Here is a 16,104-nt window from a genome sequence, read left to right on the forward strand (position 1 = left end):
CGTCGCAACAATTCAGCCCCCTAAAAACGAAGACCCGGCTGTCTGGCGCTGCCTCGCAAAAGGTCAAACGCTGGACGGCCGGGCCTCTTTGCGCCGGGCAAGGGAGGTGAAGAATCAGCCGTTCGGCGCGCTCGATCGATTCATGTTCAGGACAAGGCGGACTGCCCGCGCAGTTCGTCCACCAGCGATTCGAGTCCGAATCGCTTGAGCTTGAGGTACACGGTGCTCTTGGCAATGCCCAGGTGACGCGCTACAGCCGTCAGGTTGCCCAGACACTGGCGCATCGCGTCAACCAAGGCTTCCCGCTCGGCTGCTTCCAGGCGTGTCAGGTCGCGTGCATGCGGCTCGCCATCGACCGCGGGCTGTGCCGCCACGTGTGCCATGTGCAGAAATTCCGGGGGCAGATCCCCTTCGGTGATCACTGAGCCAGGGGCGGTCAGCAACATGCTCTCGACCGCGTTGCGGAACTCGCGCACATTGCCCGGCCAACCATACCGTTGCAAGGCGTTCATGACGCCGGGTCTCATCTCCTTCACGCCCAGCCCGTGCTGCTTTGACAGCTGTTTGACGTAGTGCTGGAAGAGCAGCGGAATGTCTTCCTGACGTTCACGCAACGGTGGAATGTGGATGCTGGTCACCGCGATGCGGTAGAACAGGTCCATGCGGAAGTTGCCGTCGCGGATTTCCTTGCGCAAATCCCGGTGGGTCGCCGCGACCAGGCGGAAACTCACTTTTCGAGGTTTGTTCTCACCCAGCCGGTACACCTCGCCTTCCTCCAGCACACGCAAGAAGTTGGGCTGCAGATCCATCGGCATCTCACCGATCTCGTCGAGAAACAAGGTGCCGCCATTGGCGGCTTCGATCTTGCCGATCATGCCGCCACGCTTGGCACCGGTGAACGAACCCTCGGCGTGACCGAACAGCTCGCTGCTCAGCAGCTCGCGCGAAAAACCACCACAGTTGAGCGCCACGAACGGCGCACCGGGATTCGAATGGGCTTCATGAATACCGCGTGCGAAAACCTCCTTGCCGACGCCGGTCTCCCCGGTCAGCAGCACAGGGACCCGCGACTTGGCCAACTGGCGCGCCCGAGAGACCGTGCTCCGGATGGCGGCCGATACACCAACCACCCGCTCAAACGACGTGTCCAGGTCCTCAATCGACATCGACGGCAGCGAGACAAATACACTTTTTGTCCGTTGCCGATTGGGCATCGTCAACAAAGCACCGACCTGCTTGCCATCCACCAGCACCGGCTCCAGGTGGTCGCGCTGCGCCCACTGAGGCAGCACCAACGACTGGTCGTCACCGGTAATACGGATGTCGGGCAGGCGCAAACCGGACAGGCCAATGTTAGCGCGCTCCAGTTCGATCAGCATCTCGGCGGCCTGGTGGTTGGCCTTGATCGCTCGGCCGCGGCGGTCAAACAGGATGACGCCATCGCTGTTCTGATCGTTCATCAGGTGCACGCAGGCCTCCAGCAGGCCGTAGCGCAGGTCCAGCTCCGTCTGCGCCAGCCGGCTTTCGATGCGCGCAGCGGTGGACACCACCAGCGCCAGGGTGTGTCGGCTGTACGAGCCCGTGAGCCCCGAGACATCAATCGAACCCAGCGGCGTCCCATCCAGCGAGTCCCGGATCACGGTGGCCGAGCATGACCAGCGCTTGATGCCCTCGCAATAGTGTTCGGCCGAGTGGATCTGCACCGGTTGCCCAACCGACAGCGTGGTACCGATCGCGTTGGTTCCGGAGGCGCCTTCGCTCCAGTTGGCGCCAGCGAGTAGGTGCACGCTTTCTGCCGCGCCCAGCGTGCGCAGGTCACCCTCCATGCTCAGCACGGTGCCATGGGTGTCAGTCAACACCATCACCGTACCGGTCTCGGAAAGAAAGGTGCGCGCTTGTGCCATCACTGGCGTGCTGGCACCCAGCAACTCTGCACATTGGTCGCGCAACTGGTAGAGCTTGCCGCCCGAAATAGTGATGGGCGCCTGCAACTGCCCCGGATCCACGCTGGCGAGCTGACAGCGGCGCCAGGAATCGTCGATCAACGAACGCAGGCCACTGGGGTCGGCCGATGGATCCTGCTGGAATCGTTCCCAGGCCAGCATCACGCGCCGGTCGTTCTCGGGCCGCGAGAACATCTGTTCTGCATTGGGCATGCTTGTCTCCTGCGCGTGGTCGCGCTTGTGTTTTCTTGCCGGTTCGCCCAGGCTGGCTGCTCAAAGCGTCGGACAACCCTCGAAGCAATATTCGCTCCAAGCACAAAAGCCCGAGAGCCACACCGCCACGCATGCTCATGGCAGCCTGCCCCCGGGCCAGATCACCTGGGTCAGTCCGACCCGGAATCGGTCGGACGGCGTTCGATTATCGGACGATCAACTCATGATCACAACGACCTCATCCCGCAGAAATCACCACCTTGAGCGCCTTGGTTTGGGCCGCTCTGGCGAAAGTGTCGTAAGCCTCCATCATCTGGTTCAGGGTGAAGCGGTGGGTGATCAGACCGGAGGGGTCAAGCTTCTTGGCCACCACGGTTTTGAGCAGCATCGATGTGGTCTGCGTGTCGACCAGTCGGGTGGTGATGGAGATGTTCTGCATCCAGAGCGTTTCGAGGTGCAGGTCGACCTTGCTGCCATGCACGCCCACGTTGGCGATCACACCTCCCGGCGCCACGATCTCCTGGCAAATGCCAAAGGTTGCAGGAATGCCCACTGCCTCGATCGCGGTATCCACGCCCACACCCTCCGTCAAGCGTTTCACCGCCTCGGCGGCCGACTCACGACCACTGTTCACCACGTCGGTGGCGCCGAATCGGGTGGCCATTTCCAGGCGGCCATCGTCGAGATCCACCATGATGATGCGTGCCGGCGAATAGAACTGCGCCGTCAGCAAGGCCGCCAGCCCCACCGGGCCAGCACCCACAATGGCCACAGTGCCACCTGGTGCCACCTTGCCGTTGAGCACGCCACACTCGAAGCCGGTGGGCAGGATGTCGCTCAACATGACCAGCGACGCTTCATCGGCGCCTTGAGGCACCGGGTACATGCTGGTGTCGGCATGAGGTACGCGAACGTACTCAGCCTGAGTCCCATGGAGGGTGTGACCCAACAACCAGCCACCAGACGTGCAATGCGAATACATGCTGCGGCGGCAATATTCGCAGCGCCCACAACTGCTGATGCAGGAGATCAGCACGTGGTCGCCCACCTTGAAGTTCGACACGGCGGAGCCCAGGGACTCAATCACCCCCACCCCCTCATGCCCCAGCACCGTCCCTGGCTGACAAGTGGGCACATCGCCTTTGAGAATGTGCAGGTCGGTGCCGCAGATCGTGGTGTGAAGAATCTTGACCACGGCGTCAGTGACGTTCTCAACCTCCGGTTTCGGTACGTCCATGACGGACTTCTTGCCAGGGCCGCCGTATACGAGTGCTTTCATGCTGGTTTGCTCCTTGTGTACGAGAGACGTGAACGATCCCGCGCGGTCCCATTGATCGCATGTCCAGCAACACATCAGCGCAGTCGGGGTTCTTGTCTTCTCTTGTGGGCAACGCCTGAAAATTGGCGTTGAGCTTGACGCGCAGCTATCTGCGCGAGTCACAGTTAGCAAACTTCAAGCCAAGGTAACGAGACAGAGCAGCATGGTCAGTTGCTTGTGTTTAGCGAAGATTCGGCCCTTCGAGGGCAATACACATTCGGTGTGCGACTCAAATTGCGACATCGATTTGATATCGAACGTCTTAAAGTTGGCCGTTAATTGATCTGGCAAATCCAGAACCGCCGAGCTTGCTTGATTCGACGGTGACAATTCTTCACCATCACGAAACACCACGGGACACTCCAAACTCCCAGTTCACCAAGCCCCCCTTCGACACAGCACAAAGCTGCTTACCGAGTTGCAGCCCGATCACTGGTCGCCAAGGCACAAGACTAAACCCCATCCCATCGTCCAGCATCGCAAACCGCCCGCTCACCACTTGAATGGACTGCCGATATACACCACTGATGGTTTCGCCATCCCGCACCGGTCGCCACGTCCTTCCGGTCTCCTGCTGCAGCCGTTGTCCCACCACCGCCAGTTCGCGGTCACGCAAGGTCGCGAGCAGGCTGCCGACCAGGACAAAGCGCTGCCCCCTGCGCTCGGCCAGACCCTCCCCCACCAGGAAATCCACGCGCTGCGACATCGCCTCCCGCACCTGCGCCCCGAACCCTTGAGCTACTGGCTGGGTTAAGCCGCTCACCACCAGCGCCCGGTCCAGCCAGGTGGATCCCACAGCCTGGATCTGCTGCTCCAGGGGCAGGTGCGAGCGCAGTTCGACAACATGCCCCGCGTCCTTCTGCGCACCATGCTGTCGGACCCTCTGCAGCAAGTCCGGTGGCACGGCCCAGACGCCATCGGCCACGCGTTCCACGATCCCCTTGCGGCGTAGCGCCTCCAGCCGACGCACGTGGACTTCGACCGTTGCCTGTGGATCCCGATCTCCTGCCTGCAGGAGCTGCGCGCGATGATGGGCCGTGGTGTAGATCCCCTCCTGGGCCAGGTTCAGGACCGTGCGGTCCACAGCACGCTCCAGTACCTGTGGTTTGCCTTCGACGATGCCGCCAACCGGTAGCTCCGCCAGATCGGTGTTGGCTTGCAGCCGGAGATAGTGCGCCCGGCCGTCGATACCATCGACTACCAAGTAGGGCCGATCGTGCAGTTCGCCATCCAGCCCCTTGGCCGCAATGCGCCCCACCACGGGCACATCCACCTGCACATCGGTCACCAGTTCCCTCTGCTCTCCCTTCATCGCCCGGTGCATGGTGCGCAGGATGTCGCCGCGCTCCCCCATGGCCATGAGCGTCTGCTCCATCCGAGGCGCCAGGCGCCACCGGTGGGCATCAAGGCGCTCGGCAAGTGCCATGGCTTCAAGGCGCTGCAACCGGGCGCGTAGCAAGTTGAGGCGCTGCGTTCCCATAGGTCCTTGAATGCTGCCCGGGCGCTCCGTCAGATCCACAACATCCTCCACAGCCTGGCGCTGCAGTTGCCGATCCAGCCCTGTCCATCGCTGCTGGTCCACTTCGCGCTGCTGGCTCTGCCGCATCTCCAGTTCGGTGCGCGGTCCCAGCCATTCCGTCGCCAGCTCGCAGGCACGCCGACGCATGCCATGGGCCATGTAGTCGGGCGCGATGACCAGGTCCGCTCCCCTGCCCTCGCCCGAACGCCCGCGCAGCACGACATGGGTGTGCGGGTTGTCCGTATCCCAGTGGTCCACGGCCACCCAGTCCAGGCGGGTTTCCAGATCGACAGCCATGCGCGCCATCAGCATGCGCGTGTAATCGCGCAGGTCTTCAAGCTCCCCGGCATCCTCCACTGACACGATGAAGCGGAACTGATGGCGGTCCCCTTGGCCCCGCTTCTCGAACGCCTGCAGGTCTGCGGTGTCCGTGTCCGGCCCGTAAGCCTGCCCCTTCTGCCCATCACGGGTCGTACCGTCGCGTTCGATGTACCGCAGGTGGGTGGAAACCGATCGAGCGCCCGCTTTCTTGAGCACAACAAAGCGTGACTTGATGACCACACGCCGTGCGTTCCTACCCAGTCCCTGGCCCGCGATGCCAGCCGCCACGCACCCCCGGCCAAACGTGGACGCAGGACGCATGCCCTGCTTCCCCGACGCCTTGGCTCCAGCCCTGGAAACCTCCTTCAGCACCTGGCTGATCAGGCGCGGCGACCGTGGTCCAGGACGCGACTTCGGCGCGCCCGGCCGGACCCTGAACCGCCCCTCCTCCGGTCCATCCTTACGCGCGGCCATGATGCCCACTCCAGCGCGCCTGAGCGCAAGGGATCGGGAACGGCTCGCGCCAAGCACCCGGAGCGGGCCGGATCCTGCCCCGGCACGGCACTGCATGCACCCGGCCTGGTGCCGTGCCCAACCCACGTGCAGACTGGCTTGGCGAGCACAAGCGTGCCGGTCCTTTTATCTTGCCCTCCGTCTGCGTACCCCGCATTGGCTCCCAACTCCCACCCACTGCCGGCCTTGCACACCCGCCATGGAACCACCACGGCGGCCCAAGCTGCGGCGCAAATGCTGCGGGCTCACGGCCTCCACATTGCACCGCCGACTGCGGTGCGAGTGCCGCGTCCATTGCCTCCCATTGGCGCCGGAAAGGATGCTTCATGGTGCACTCCAGGTCCATACCGGGTGCGCAATGCCGAGTACGGCCGACACCTGGATTGGCCCAAAGTACCGGCTGTCGAACGACGCCGGATGGGTATCGCTCAACAGGAAAACCTCCCCCCGCACAAGAGCCCTGCACTGTCCCCAGGCTTGCAGCGGGCGGACCATGCCATCCTGCAGCCGCACGCCCGTCACCGCGGCACCGTCGATGCGCACCGTCTGCTCGCGCACGCACACCGATTGCGGCGCCAACGCGCCGACACGCTTGAGGATCGGCACCCCGATGGGCAGGTAGCCGCGCTGTGCCGCCAGCGCGGCCACATCGGCGGGAAGCCGGACCAGCACGGTGCTGCCCACATGCAAGGAGTCCGCGCGCCCCATGCGCTCAATGCGGTACCAGCCGGGCGCCACGCTGGCGCTCGGGTTGTAGACGAGCCGATGCGCCATCGGCACCAGCATCGGCCCGACCACGAGGGCCACGGCGGTCGCCATGCCGGCCAGCAGCATGGGAAGCGGTACGGCGGGCTGCGTCATTCCCCACCTCCTACCGCCAGGTGGGAGACGTGCCGCTCGGCGGTGTAGACCGGCAGCGGCAAGCCTGCACCAAGCCGATGGCCCACCTTGCGCCAGTAGCTAGCAGCCACAGTGCAGGGATCGATACGCAGCGCCTCGATGGCATCGATCACCACCAGCACCGCCTTGACCTGCACTTCGCCATCAGCACGCAGCAGAACGCGCGCACCCGGCAGCACACCCGCCACGCGCTGCGCGTCCTCAAAGGGTGTCGGCGCCTGCATCACCAGAAGCTGCCAGAGCGCATTACCAGAGATATTGCCGATCCACTTCACGCGGCAGCAGACGGTGCCAGGCACGAACATCGCAACGCGCCGCCAACGGTCCAGCACGATCTCCACCGTCGGCTGGCCAAACCGCAGCCAGACGTTCACCCGATCCTCGACGAATGCGAGAGAAACGCGCATGCGGGTGGGGCGCTGCGGCACCATCGCCTGCAGCGGAGCCTGCCGAATGGCTGACGCCAGATGGGATCCCGGCGCCATCATGCCCCGTCCTCCGGATACTCGCGCTCCAGCAGCTCGCGCAGCATGTCCGCGGCTGTGATGCAGCGCCGGAACGCCACAACCTTGATGCGCCCGCGCAGCGTCGGCGTCACATCGATGGTGAGCCGCGCGGTGTAGATGGAGGCCTTGGCGGGGATCTCGGGAGCATCCGCCTGCCGCACCCAGGTTGATGCAGGATCCGCACCGGGCCTGCGTCCGATCGGCGCCCGGTGCAGCTTCGCCGCTGGCTGGGGGATGGTCATCGCAGCACCTCCTGCACGGCCTGCGCGAGCGCCACAATCTCACGCGCGGCCGCGCAATGCGGCGCCACTTCACATGCCAGCTGCCCTGCAGCCACGCTGTCAGCAAACACGATGCGCTGCGAGACCTCGGTCTCCAACGCGGTGAACGGTTGGTCCGCGAGCGCTGCACGCGCTTCGCGCCCGATCACCGTCCCCACCACGCGCCGGTTGATCACAAAGGCCGCGCGCAGCTGCGGCCGGAACACCCGAGCCTCCGCGATGAGCTGCACCATCTCATGACTCGCCCACACGTCGTAGGCGCTCGGCTGCACGGGTATCAGCACCAGGTCGGCAGCCAGCAGCGCGGAGCGCGCAAGCGCTGCGACCCTTGGCGGTCCGTCAATGACCACAAAATCAGCCTGCAGGGCGATTTGCGGGGCTTCCTGGTGCAAGGAGTCCCGCGCCAGCCCGAACACCCCGTACAGCCGCTCCTGGCCGCTCTGGAGCCGCCGTTGCGCCCAGTCGAGGGCTGACCCCTGCGGGTCGGCATCGAGCAGCGTGACGCGGTTGCCTTGCAGGGCCAACTCGCCCGCCAGGTGCGTGGCAAGCGTGGTCTTCCCTGCCCCACCCTTCTGGTTGAGCAGGGCGACGACCTTGCCAGGGCTGGTGCCCTGCTTTTCTGGTGAAAGGCTCTGGAGTTTTGGACCTGCCTGATTTGCCATCGCAGAACCATTGCTCAAATTTTGAGCAGCTGCTGTTCGCGCGTGCGTGACTTCCATTTATGTATCCCTTTAGATGTTTAGGGAGTGCCAAAACCGTTGCTGGGCGTGGTTTTGCGGGCGATCGGTGCGGGCGATCCACCGATACTTCTGCGGGTGATCCCCCGAGGGCCGTGCGGGCGATCCACCGAGCCCGTCCCCAAACCATCCACAGGTTCTTCAACAGAATCTGTGGACAAGTGGCTCCGGGGCCGGTTGTCCGGATCGGGCAGGAAAACCAGCCACTCGATGCCGCCACTGCGTTCAATGGACAGCCAATAACCCGGCAGCGCCTGGCGCCGTGCCAGGTGGCGTACCTGGATGGCAAAGTCGGAGGGGCGCTGCAGGCTTCCCGACTTCAGGTGCAGGTGGCGCATGTCGAAGCGCCAGCCCGCCTGTTGCCGGCCACCGTGCTTTCGCACCAGCCGGTACAGCCAGCGCTCAATGCCCCCGGAAAGCCGGAAATACGTCGGATCGAGCGTGAGCACCAGCCCCTCGTCCATCACGCCGGTAAAGAACCAGTCGGCCAGAATGAGTTCGATGCCGTCGGAACGCCCCCCGGGCTGGACATACTCCTTCCACTCGTTGATCCAGGAGAAGCGGTGCACGCGCATGGCGCCATTCGGGCGCTCGCGCTGGCGCAGCGTCGTGGCGACGGTGGTGGACTGCAACCGGTCCAGTGCAGCGCGCAGCGCCAGGTAGTCGCTGCGGCCCGTACCTCTCTGTGCAAAACGCAGGATCTCGTAGGGCGTGGCCACCATCAGGCGCGAAGGCGCAATGCCTTCCTTCTTGGCCTGAATGATCTGGCTCGCGGCCCAGATCAGCACATCGGCGTCCCAGATGGTGGCGATGCCGTGCTCGGGCACCCCCTCCACCGTGAGAGAAATACCCCCCGCTTCAAATCGGATCGGCACAATGCGCGGCGACTTGGCAAGCGAGAAGAACGGATAGGCCATCAGGTCCTGCGCGTCGCGCAGCGCCATATCGCTGCCCGGCAGCGCGCGGAACAGCGACAGCTGCTCGCGTTCGTTCGGGCGCTTCGACATCGGTAGTGCTCCCCGTCCGAGCCAATCAACGAACGGAGTCGCGCTGCACGTAGCCGGGGTCCGAGGTCATGCCGTAGGCACGGCCATCGGCCCAGGCGCGCAGGTCAGTGGCCGCGTAGACCACGCGTGCGCCGAACTTGCGGAAGCGCGGGCCTCCACCCAGAACGCGCTGCTTCTCCAAGGTGCGCGGCGAAAGCCGCAGGAAGGCGCCCGCTTCTTCGGTGGTCAGGAACTCAGGGTTTGCAGGAGCTGCAGGGACAGCCGCGGTAGCGGGCTGCGGCGCAGCCGCTACGGCTGTGCGGGACGGGAAAGAACTGCCAACGGCCATGACGGACTCCATCGCTGTCGATGGGCCGCAAACCATTCGCGGCCCGATGGAGGCAGTCTCGGAAATCGGGCCCGATCCGGGCAGGGAGAGATTCAGCGCACCGGTTCGTCTCCGGGGGGCTTTGCAGCGGGATCCAGCACACCCGCCAGGGACAGGTACCCGCCATGCATGAGTGCCCCACCCCGGCTCAGCAGGTGACGCACCTGCGCGCGGAGTTCGCCATCCTCGCTCCAGCGCAGAACGACGGCTTCAAGGCCGAACAGGGCCTGGGCGATGTCCCGGTGGGAGGCGCCCGCTTGCGAAGCATCGAGCGCCTGCAGGGCGCGCAGGTGCAGCAAAGCGGCACGGGTGGCCGACCGCACGGGCGGGATCTCAGGCGCATGGCCTTCCAGGACCTGTGCCTGTTCGCGGTACCCGTCGAGCTGACGGCGAAGCCCCGGAGTCAGCGGCACGACGCCCACATAGGCACCACCATCCTCCAGAGTGCCTGAGAGCGACAAGCGCATACGCAGCGCGCTGAGATCTGCGGTGATCGTCAGGTCGTGCCCGTCCATCACCAGGCGCTTGCGGCCGGGGATGCGCCACAGATCGAACCGGCGGGTTACCGTACCGAGCGCATGCACGGCACGCACATGCAGAAGCTCATCAGATAACGACAGCCACAACGGGTGCGCAACCCGTCCGTCCAACTCTGGATCTTCGGCGACATCGCAACCCCCAGCGGGCAAAAGACACCACGCGCTTGCGACGAGTCCAATCCGAACGGTAGCCCGGATGACGTCGCAGGTACTCCCAGGCAAGCGCCGGGGCGTCGAGGTCCAGCACGTAGAGATAGGCGGCCGACACACCCCACGGGGCGCGGGGAAGGTCTTCGGGGTTGGATGGGGTCATGGAATCCTCCTGTGAAAGGAGGAACCTGCCACACAGGAAGAGTTACAGAGTCGCTTTTACGGCGAGGCTACCTCGCGCGCCAAGCGATCCTGAAAGGATCGCCTCAATCGTTGATCGAGCCGTCGCGCTGCGCGTCGGCCAGGTAGCCTGAGAGCGTCTGGCGCGGCTTGAAATGCGGATCCGCCACGATGCGCATGCCTCGTGGACCCCGGACACCCTCAAGGGCGGAGAGGCTGACATGCCCCAGCTCGGGACTCCCAGTGCCAGCATCGCAAAGCCCGAACGCTCGGTCTCCATCGGCATCCAGCTCCGTCAGCAGCCACACGGCCCCAGCATCCAGCGTGTAGAGCTTGACGACCGGCAGAGGATCCAATGCCTCACCGCGCGCACGCGCTGCGTCATTGGCCTGCATCAAGCTTTGCTGCTCGTATGTAAGAAATGTCATTGTGGTCGTATGGGCGAGTTACATCCTAATACACGCCCCGAGCAAAGCAATAGGACTGCCGCCCAAAGGGTTACGCGGATGCCCAAACATCACACGTGCATCAAGAGATGACTCATTGATGAACTGTTCATGCGCGCAATTATGGGTATCTTATCCCGTGGTGTTATTTCCCGTCACCAAAGACAGTGGCGGTTGTGGCCAAACCGTCTCCGTCTTTCGCAAAGGACCCGATCCTCATCGCAATAGGCGATGCGATCAGACGTACGCGTGCCACCCGCAATATTTCTCAGGAAGCCTTGGCTGACCTCGCGGGCATTGACAGGTCCTACATGGGTGGGATCGAGAGAGGTGAGCACAACGTGGCAGTGATCAACCTGAGCAAGATCGCCGATGCTCTTGAGGTTCGCCCATCCACGCTTCTTGCCACTGCGGGCATTTAGCAAGCGAACATTGCGAACGCTTCGGTCTTGTGCAAAGAACCGAAGCGACCGCCGACTCCACAGTGAATGGCTCCACCGAAGCGATGCCCTTGACTGCTACGCCACAATCCGCCCCGCAAGACGCGCCTCACGCGCGTAGGCACTCAGCCGCTTCTGCGCAGTGAAGTGCAGGTCGCGTTCCACTGGAAGTCCCAGCCGGCCGCGCACAGTCGCAAGTTCTGCCAGGCTGACCCAGCCCAACTCGGGATAGCCCAGACCCAGGTCGCACAGCCCAAAGGCATGGTCGTGATCGTCCGGATCCATCTCGGTCAACAGCCAGGTCGCCCCAGCATCCGGGGTGAACAGCTTGACCACCGGAGCGGGGTCGAAGTTTTCTTGTTCGAGAGACTGCCGGCCGTTGGCCAGCAGATGTGTGCGTTGTTCGTCCGTGATGAGCTTCGTCATGGTCTTCTCCTTGGAAGGAATCAGGGCGGGATTGCCCGAGACCGGAAGCAGCACGGCGCAGCGCAGCCATCAGGGTTCGTCAGACGGCCGCCAGGACGCCAGCGTGCAACGCACGCGCAGACCTCGACGGCGAGAACAGCGTGATACGGTGAAGGGAACAGCAAGCCAGCCCCCCAACCTGGTAGGGCCCTAATCGGAGACACAGTCCCCATGCCGATCCGGCCTCGCCGGTTCGGCGGTATCCGAGGGGGCGCCAAGCCCAGCGCGGCGGGGATGGGCCGCAGGTCGATCCCCAGGAGGCAAGCACAGCGCGCAGCACCGCAGGGGCGAAGGCGTCAGCGATGAAAGCCCGCAGGGACGAGACGCTATCGGCGGCTCGGTGCACGGCACGCCAGCGCGGTCCGGCCAAGCCGGAGACGCACACATCCGTAAAGCCACAAAGACACATTGACGCAAAACCCCAGTTCCGTAAACCCATCACGACGGATCTACGGAAACCCGCAAAGCAGCAAATCCACAGATCCAAAAATACGCCAACCCTCAAAGACGGATGAACGCTTTCTCGTACTTCCGTACTACGGGGCGAAACAACTCGCACACCGCCCTCACCACCGAAGCCATGAGACAAAAGCGCCCCGCCGAAGCGGGGCGCCGAGGGCGAAGTCAGTCGCCCTTGCTGCGCGACCAGATCAGGTTGTGCCCGCCGTCCTCGCCTTCGACCAGGCGGGCATAGAGAGTGGCTGGGAATGACGGGTCATCCAGGGTCACTGACAGGTAGGGGCGCTCCGCCTTGCTGAGTTTCTTCCACGCTGCGCCGATCTCCAGCCCGTTGCCGGCGACGACGCGGTAGTCCGGAGCGTTCTCGCTTGCCTTGTCGCTGGGCACAAGCCGGATCTTGACGTTGAGCGTCAGGGTGCGAACCGTGCCGGTGTAGCTGCCGTTCTGTGTGGTGAAGGTGCCGATGTTGGCCATGATGAAGTCCTTTCGAGGTTGTCCAGGTCGCGCCCATCGCGGCCTTGGCGTGATCCGATGGGCGAGGGTCGGGCGCGCCGCATCCCGCAGCGAAGCACAGGGGCCGCAGCGCAGCGAAGGACCGGGAGGCCCGAGAAATTTGCCGCGCGAGGAATCCGCGCAGCGGAGGGGAAATTTGTCGGGCCGGACGGTTGCGGCGAACAAGCCCGAGGCGGCGCAAACGAAGTGCAGCACCGCCGTGCCCGAGCCAGGATTCACGGCAAATACAAGGCTGCTGTGGGTGTGATCCTGTGCAGAAAGGATTCATGGCCCCGGTAGCTGGCCGCCTTACCGTCACGCAGCGCTTGCGGCACAGCACCCGAAGCGATTTACGCCAGGCGTCACCGAAGCTCAAGCACCCAGCAATTCACGTTGCGGCAGGTACTGCAGCATGTCCTGCGCACGGCTGCGGGAGAAGGTCACGAAGTCGTCCTGGCAGTACAGACGCATGCCCACATCCACGGGCTATCGCGCCATTCCCACCGGCCGATGTCCACGCTGCAACGCCTCGACCTTGGCCGCGATGCGCGTCTCGATGGCAGTCCGCTGCACCGCCACCAGCGTGACAGCGGCCTCGCACACGACTTCGCTCGTGTCGCAGGCCTGCACACGGAACGTCGCGCTCCGCTCCCCCATCCGTTCAAGCCATCCGCGCAGCCGCAGAGAAGACCCCGGCGGGATCGGGCCTCGGTGGTCGATGCGGATCGTTCGGCCCACCACTACTTCAGCCGCATCGACGTGCTGCTGCATCTCCCGGATGCAGATGGATTCGATCACCGCCACCAGGTAGCCTGTGGCAAGGCATTCAATCAGCCGCTCTGCATACCCGCTGCCGTGAGGCAGCCGTGCAAACAGCGACTTCGCCGTCTGGTCCGCCGGTACGGTATAGGACTCTTCAAAGAATATCTCGCTGACGCCTTGGTGGTTCATGGGTTGTTTGGGTGAATTGTCACAAGCCAGATCAGCGCAGGATTGCGGATGATCGGTGCTGTTCGATGCTCCCGTGTCCTGCAGACTCCTCCTACCCACCGCAGCGAGTTCTGGCGTAGCGCGCCGCTCCGGGCTCAGCGGACTTGGCGCCCCGGAAGTCCCAACGCGCGCGGCAGACCTGCCGCGCGCGTCGCGCCTATTCAAGAAGCCCCGGCTCAACGGCCGGGGCTTCATGCTCACGCCACAGCGTGTGCGTCTTCGTGGACCTCCGAATCAGCGCTGCCACTGGTATCGACGCTGCCATCGGCATCACCCCCGACCTCGCGCCCCGCTTCTGTTTCGACTTCGACAGCCGATTCCTGCCCCCTGAACATCACCGGCAACCACCCTGTCCCCTCAGCCAGCCGTTCGGCCTCGCTCGCAATCTCGCCCTTCTTGAGCTTGCCCAGCCGGTTCACCTGATCGGGCGCAAACACCTGCACCGCTTCAAGTGCCTTGGCTTTCGAGACATGCTCGAAGTAGCCTGCAGCGGTCGGGGTCCACCAGTCGTGCATGTCGAGGTTCACGGCCTGCGCCAGCGCAGCAGCAGGGATTTCTCCCTCCTGTGAAGCCAGCGCACCAACCGTGGAAGCCACACACACCGCCAGCAGTGACAGCAGCTCTTGCTGCGGGAAGGCAAGCAGTTCTGCGAACAGCGCGTCCGAGTCGTTGGGCAGGCGGTGGGCCCACGCCTCCCGCACCTTGCGCATGCCCACGGCTGCGGGGGCATCGGCCATGTCCGGCGCATGCAATCCAAGCCCATCCTGGGGTGTCGCAGAAATGTTGAGTGCCGAGTCTCCCACCCCATAGCTCTCCACGATTACCCGAAGTGCAAGGCGATGCACCAGGGCCACCAGTGCAACGTGGGGATGCCGCGCCACCTCGGCCTGCAGCGCTGCCGTGCGGTGCGCGCTCAGGCGCTTGGCCAGTTTCTCCGAGATTCCGGACTTGACTGGCTCGTCGGTGTCGGCATCCGAGTTGCCGCCCGCCCCGCCCTCCTCCTGCCGCGCCTGATCCCGCAGGGCCTTGGCCTGTTCCTCCCGCAGCAGGCCACGATGCACCACCACCCCGCCCATGGAATCGACCGACACGATGGCACCGGCCAGCGCCACCACGGCAGCCGGGTATTCGACCAGTTGGCGTTCCACGGCCTCCAGTTCATTGCCAAGTACGTCCATGGCGTCGTGCAGCGCCTGCGCCTGCTCGTCGGTCATGTCCTCATTCTCGTCGTCCAGTTGCTCCTGCAGCTTCGCCTGCTGGTCTTCCAGCTTGGCGATGCGCTTGGCCTCGGTCTTGGTGGGTTCCCGGCGTGTGCTCCGCGCCCGCTGGAACTGGTAGAGGTCGGATGCGGTGGCTCGCGGCGCCGCATCCACCCAGACCCAGCCTTCGGCGCGCACCCGTTCAGCCAGCGGGGCAAGCTTGTCCCGCGCCAAGGAGTCCAGCAGTGCACCATCGGTCAGGAAGATGCCGTTGTGATCATCCGCGAACAGATCGCGCCGGACGCCGCCGCCTGCCTGTTCGTACGCCTCCAGCCCGACAAAGTGCGCCACCGCATCGCGGCTGGCGTCAATCTCCTCGCTGGTCAGGTGATCGCGCAGCGCTTCGGGGCTGCGCTGCCACTGCAGCGAATCGTAAAACGCTGCTTCCTGCGCCGCATGGTCGTCGGTGATGGCCAGCGCCATCAACTGCTCCAGCGTCACGGCCTGCGTTTGGAAATCCACCAGCAGCCGGGGCGAGACGTTGGCAAGCTTCAGGCGCCTCTGCACTACCAACGGCGTCACACCGAAATCGGCGGCGATGTCCTCCACGGGCCTGCCTTCGGCCACAAGGTCTTTCCAGGCGAACAGTTCTTCGATGGGCGACATGGCCTCGCGCTGGACGTTTTCGGTCAAGCTGACGGTGCGGGCCGCATCATCCTGCACCAGCAGGCAATAAACCTCATGGTCCTTCGCCAGCTTGCGGCGCTTGACCAGCAGTTTGAGCGCAGCCAGACGACGGCGCCCGGCCACCACATCGTAATGCTCGCCATCTGGCGCGGCCACCACGGTGAGGTTTTGCAGCAGGCCCACACGCAGGATGCTTGATGCGAGTTCGGGAATCGACGTGCCGCCGCTCTTGCGCACGTTGCGGCTGGAGGGCCGCAGCTTGGACAGTGGGATCAGCAGCAGTTCCTGCGAAGCCGCCATGGTGATGGCGGTGCTGCCCGTGGCGATGGCATGGGTTTCCTGAAAGGTAGCGGTGTTCATGATGAAGCTCCTATCGGTCAAAGAAAGGGAAAGAAAAAAGGGAAGCGAGACAAACAAGGGATGACAGGAGGG

16 protein-coding genes are annotated in these 16,104 nt (G+C 64.2%); 1 reads left to right on the top strand and 15 read right to left on the bottom strand.

The window, feature by feature from the left end:
* Window positions 1-146: 146 nt before the first annotated feature.
* The 11 genes from YS110_05115 to YS110_05165 form a co-directional block, all read right to left on the bottom strand.
* A complete protein-coding gene (locus tag YS110_05115) occupies window positions 147-2,138 on the bottom strand; it encodes a sigma-54-dependent Fis family transcriptional regulator (protein UJB67352.1) in 1,992 nt (663 codons plus the stop codon).
* A gap of 256 nt (window positions 2,139-2,394) precedes the next feature.
* Complete coding sequence (locus YS110_05120) at window positions 2,395-3,435, bottom strand: zinc-dependent alcohol dehydrogenase family protein (protein ID UJB64184.1); 1,041 nt, start codon at window positions 3,433-3,435, stop codon at window positions 2,395-2,397.
* Between the two features lie 379 nt (window positions 3,436-3,814).
* The gene (locus YS110_05125; GenBank protein ID UJB64185.1) at window positions 3,815-5,788 is read right to left on the bottom strand and encodes a relaxase/mobilization nuclease and DUF3363 domain-containing protein; all 1,974 of its coding nucleotides are present in this window, start codon (window positions 5,786-5,788) and stop codon (window positions 3,815-3,817) included.
* 363 nt (window positions 5,789-6,151) lie between these two features.
* The gene (locus YS110_05130; protein ID UJB67353.1) at window positions 6,152-6,661 is read right to left on the bottom strand and encodes a S26 family signal peptidase; all 510 of its coding nucleotides are present in this window, start codon (window positions 6,659-6,661) and stop codon (window positions 6,152-6,154) included.
* A 23-nt stretch (window positions 6,662-6,684) separates the two neighbouring features.
* Entirely contained in the window at window positions 6,685-7,215 is a 531-nt protein-coding gene (locus YS110_05135; protein ID UJB64186.1) for a DUF2840 domain-containing protein, read from the bottom strand.
* A complete protein-coding gene (locus YS110_05140) occupies window positions 7,212-7,475 on the bottom strand; it encodes a chromosome partitioning protein ParB (GenBank protein ID UJB64187.1) in 264 nt (87 codons plus the stop codon). The genes YS110_05135 and YS110_05140 overlap by 4 nt, the downstream gene beginning before the upstream one ends.
* The gene (locus YS110_05145) at window positions 7,472-8,098 is read right to left on the bottom strand and encodes an AAA family ATPase (GenBank protein ID UJB67354.1); all 627 of its coding nucleotides are present in this window, start codon (window positions 8,096-8,098) and stop codon (window positions 7,472-7,474) included. The genes YS110_05140 and YS110_05145 overlap by 4 nt, the downstream gene beginning before the upstream one ends.
* Window positions 8,099-8,253: 155 nt before the next feature.
* On the bottom strand, window positions 8,254-9,258 hold the full coding sequence (locus YS110_05150) for a replication initiator protein A (GenBank protein UJB64188.1): 1,005 nt from the start codon (window positions 9,256-9,258) through the stop codon (window positions 8,254-8,256).
* 25 nt (window positions 9,259-9,283) lie between these two features.
* Complete coding sequence (locus tag YS110_05155; GenBank protein UJB64189.1) at window positions 9,284-9,586, bottom strand: helix-turn-helix domain-containing protein; 303 nt, start codon at window positions 9,584-9,586, stop codon at window positions 9,284-9,286.
* Between the two features lie 92 nt (window positions 9,587-9,678).
* Entirely contained in the window at window positions 9,679-10,218 is a 540-nt protein-coding gene (locus YS110_05160; protein UJB64190.1) for a DUF2285 domain-containing protein, read from the bottom strand.
* A 362-nt stretch (window positions 10,219-10,580) separates the two neighbouring features.
* The gene (locus YS110_05165) at window positions 10,581-10,922 is read right to left on the bottom strand and encodes a DUF2958 domain-containing protein (GenBank protein UJB64191.1); all 342 of its coding nucleotides are present in this window, start codon (window positions 10,920-10,922) and stop codon (window positions 10,581-10,583) included.
* 194 nt (window positions 10,923-11,116) lie between these two features.
* On the opposite strand from YS110_05165, the gene YS110_05170 reads away from it, so the two are divergent.
* Complete coding sequence (locus YS110_05170) at window positions 11,117-11,362, top strand: helix-turn-helix transcriptional regulator (protein ID UJB64192.1); 246 nt, start codon at window positions 11,117-11,119, stop codon at window positions 11,360-11,362.
* Between the two features lie 96 nt (window positions 11,363-11,458).
* Here YS110_05170 and YS110_05175 read toward each other — a convergent pair whose 3' ends face one another.
* The 4 genes from YS110_05175 to YS110_05190 all read right to left on the bottom strand — a co-directional run bounded on the left by YS110_05175 (window position 11,459) and on the right by YS110_05190 (window position 16,032).
* Window positions 11,459-11,806 carry a DUF2958 domain-containing protein gene (locus YS110_05175; protein UJB64193.1) on the bottom strand — a complete coding sequence of 116 codons (348 nt, stop codon included), beginning with the start codon at window positions 11,804-11,806 and terminating at the stop codon, window positions 11,459-11,461.
* Between the two features lie 663 nt (window positions 11,807-12,469).
* On the bottom strand, window positions 12,470-12,778 hold the full coding sequence (locus tag YS110_05180) for a DUF736 domain-containing protein (GenBank protein ID UJB64194.1): 309 nt from the start codon (window positions 12,776-12,778) through the stop codon (window positions 12,470-12,472).
* A gap of 504 nt (window positions 12,779-13,282) precedes the next feature.
* Entirely contained in the window at window positions 13,283-13,747 is a 465-nt protein-coding gene (locus YS110_05185; protein UJB64195.1) for a thioesterase, read from the bottom strand.
* 236 nt (window positions 13,748-13,983) lie between these two features.
* Complete coding sequence (locus YS110_05190; protein UJB64196.1) at window positions 13,984-16,032, bottom strand: ParB/RepB/Spo0J family partition protein; 2,049 nt, start codon at window positions 16,030-16,032, stop codon at window positions 13,984-13,986.
* Window positions 16,033-16,104 lie beyond the last annotated feature (72 nt).

The organism is Acidovorax sp. YS12 (assembly GCA_021496925.1).
Taxonomy (GTDB): Bacteria; Pseudomonadota; Gammaproteobacteria; order Burkholderiales; family Burkholderiaceae_C; genus Paenacidovorax.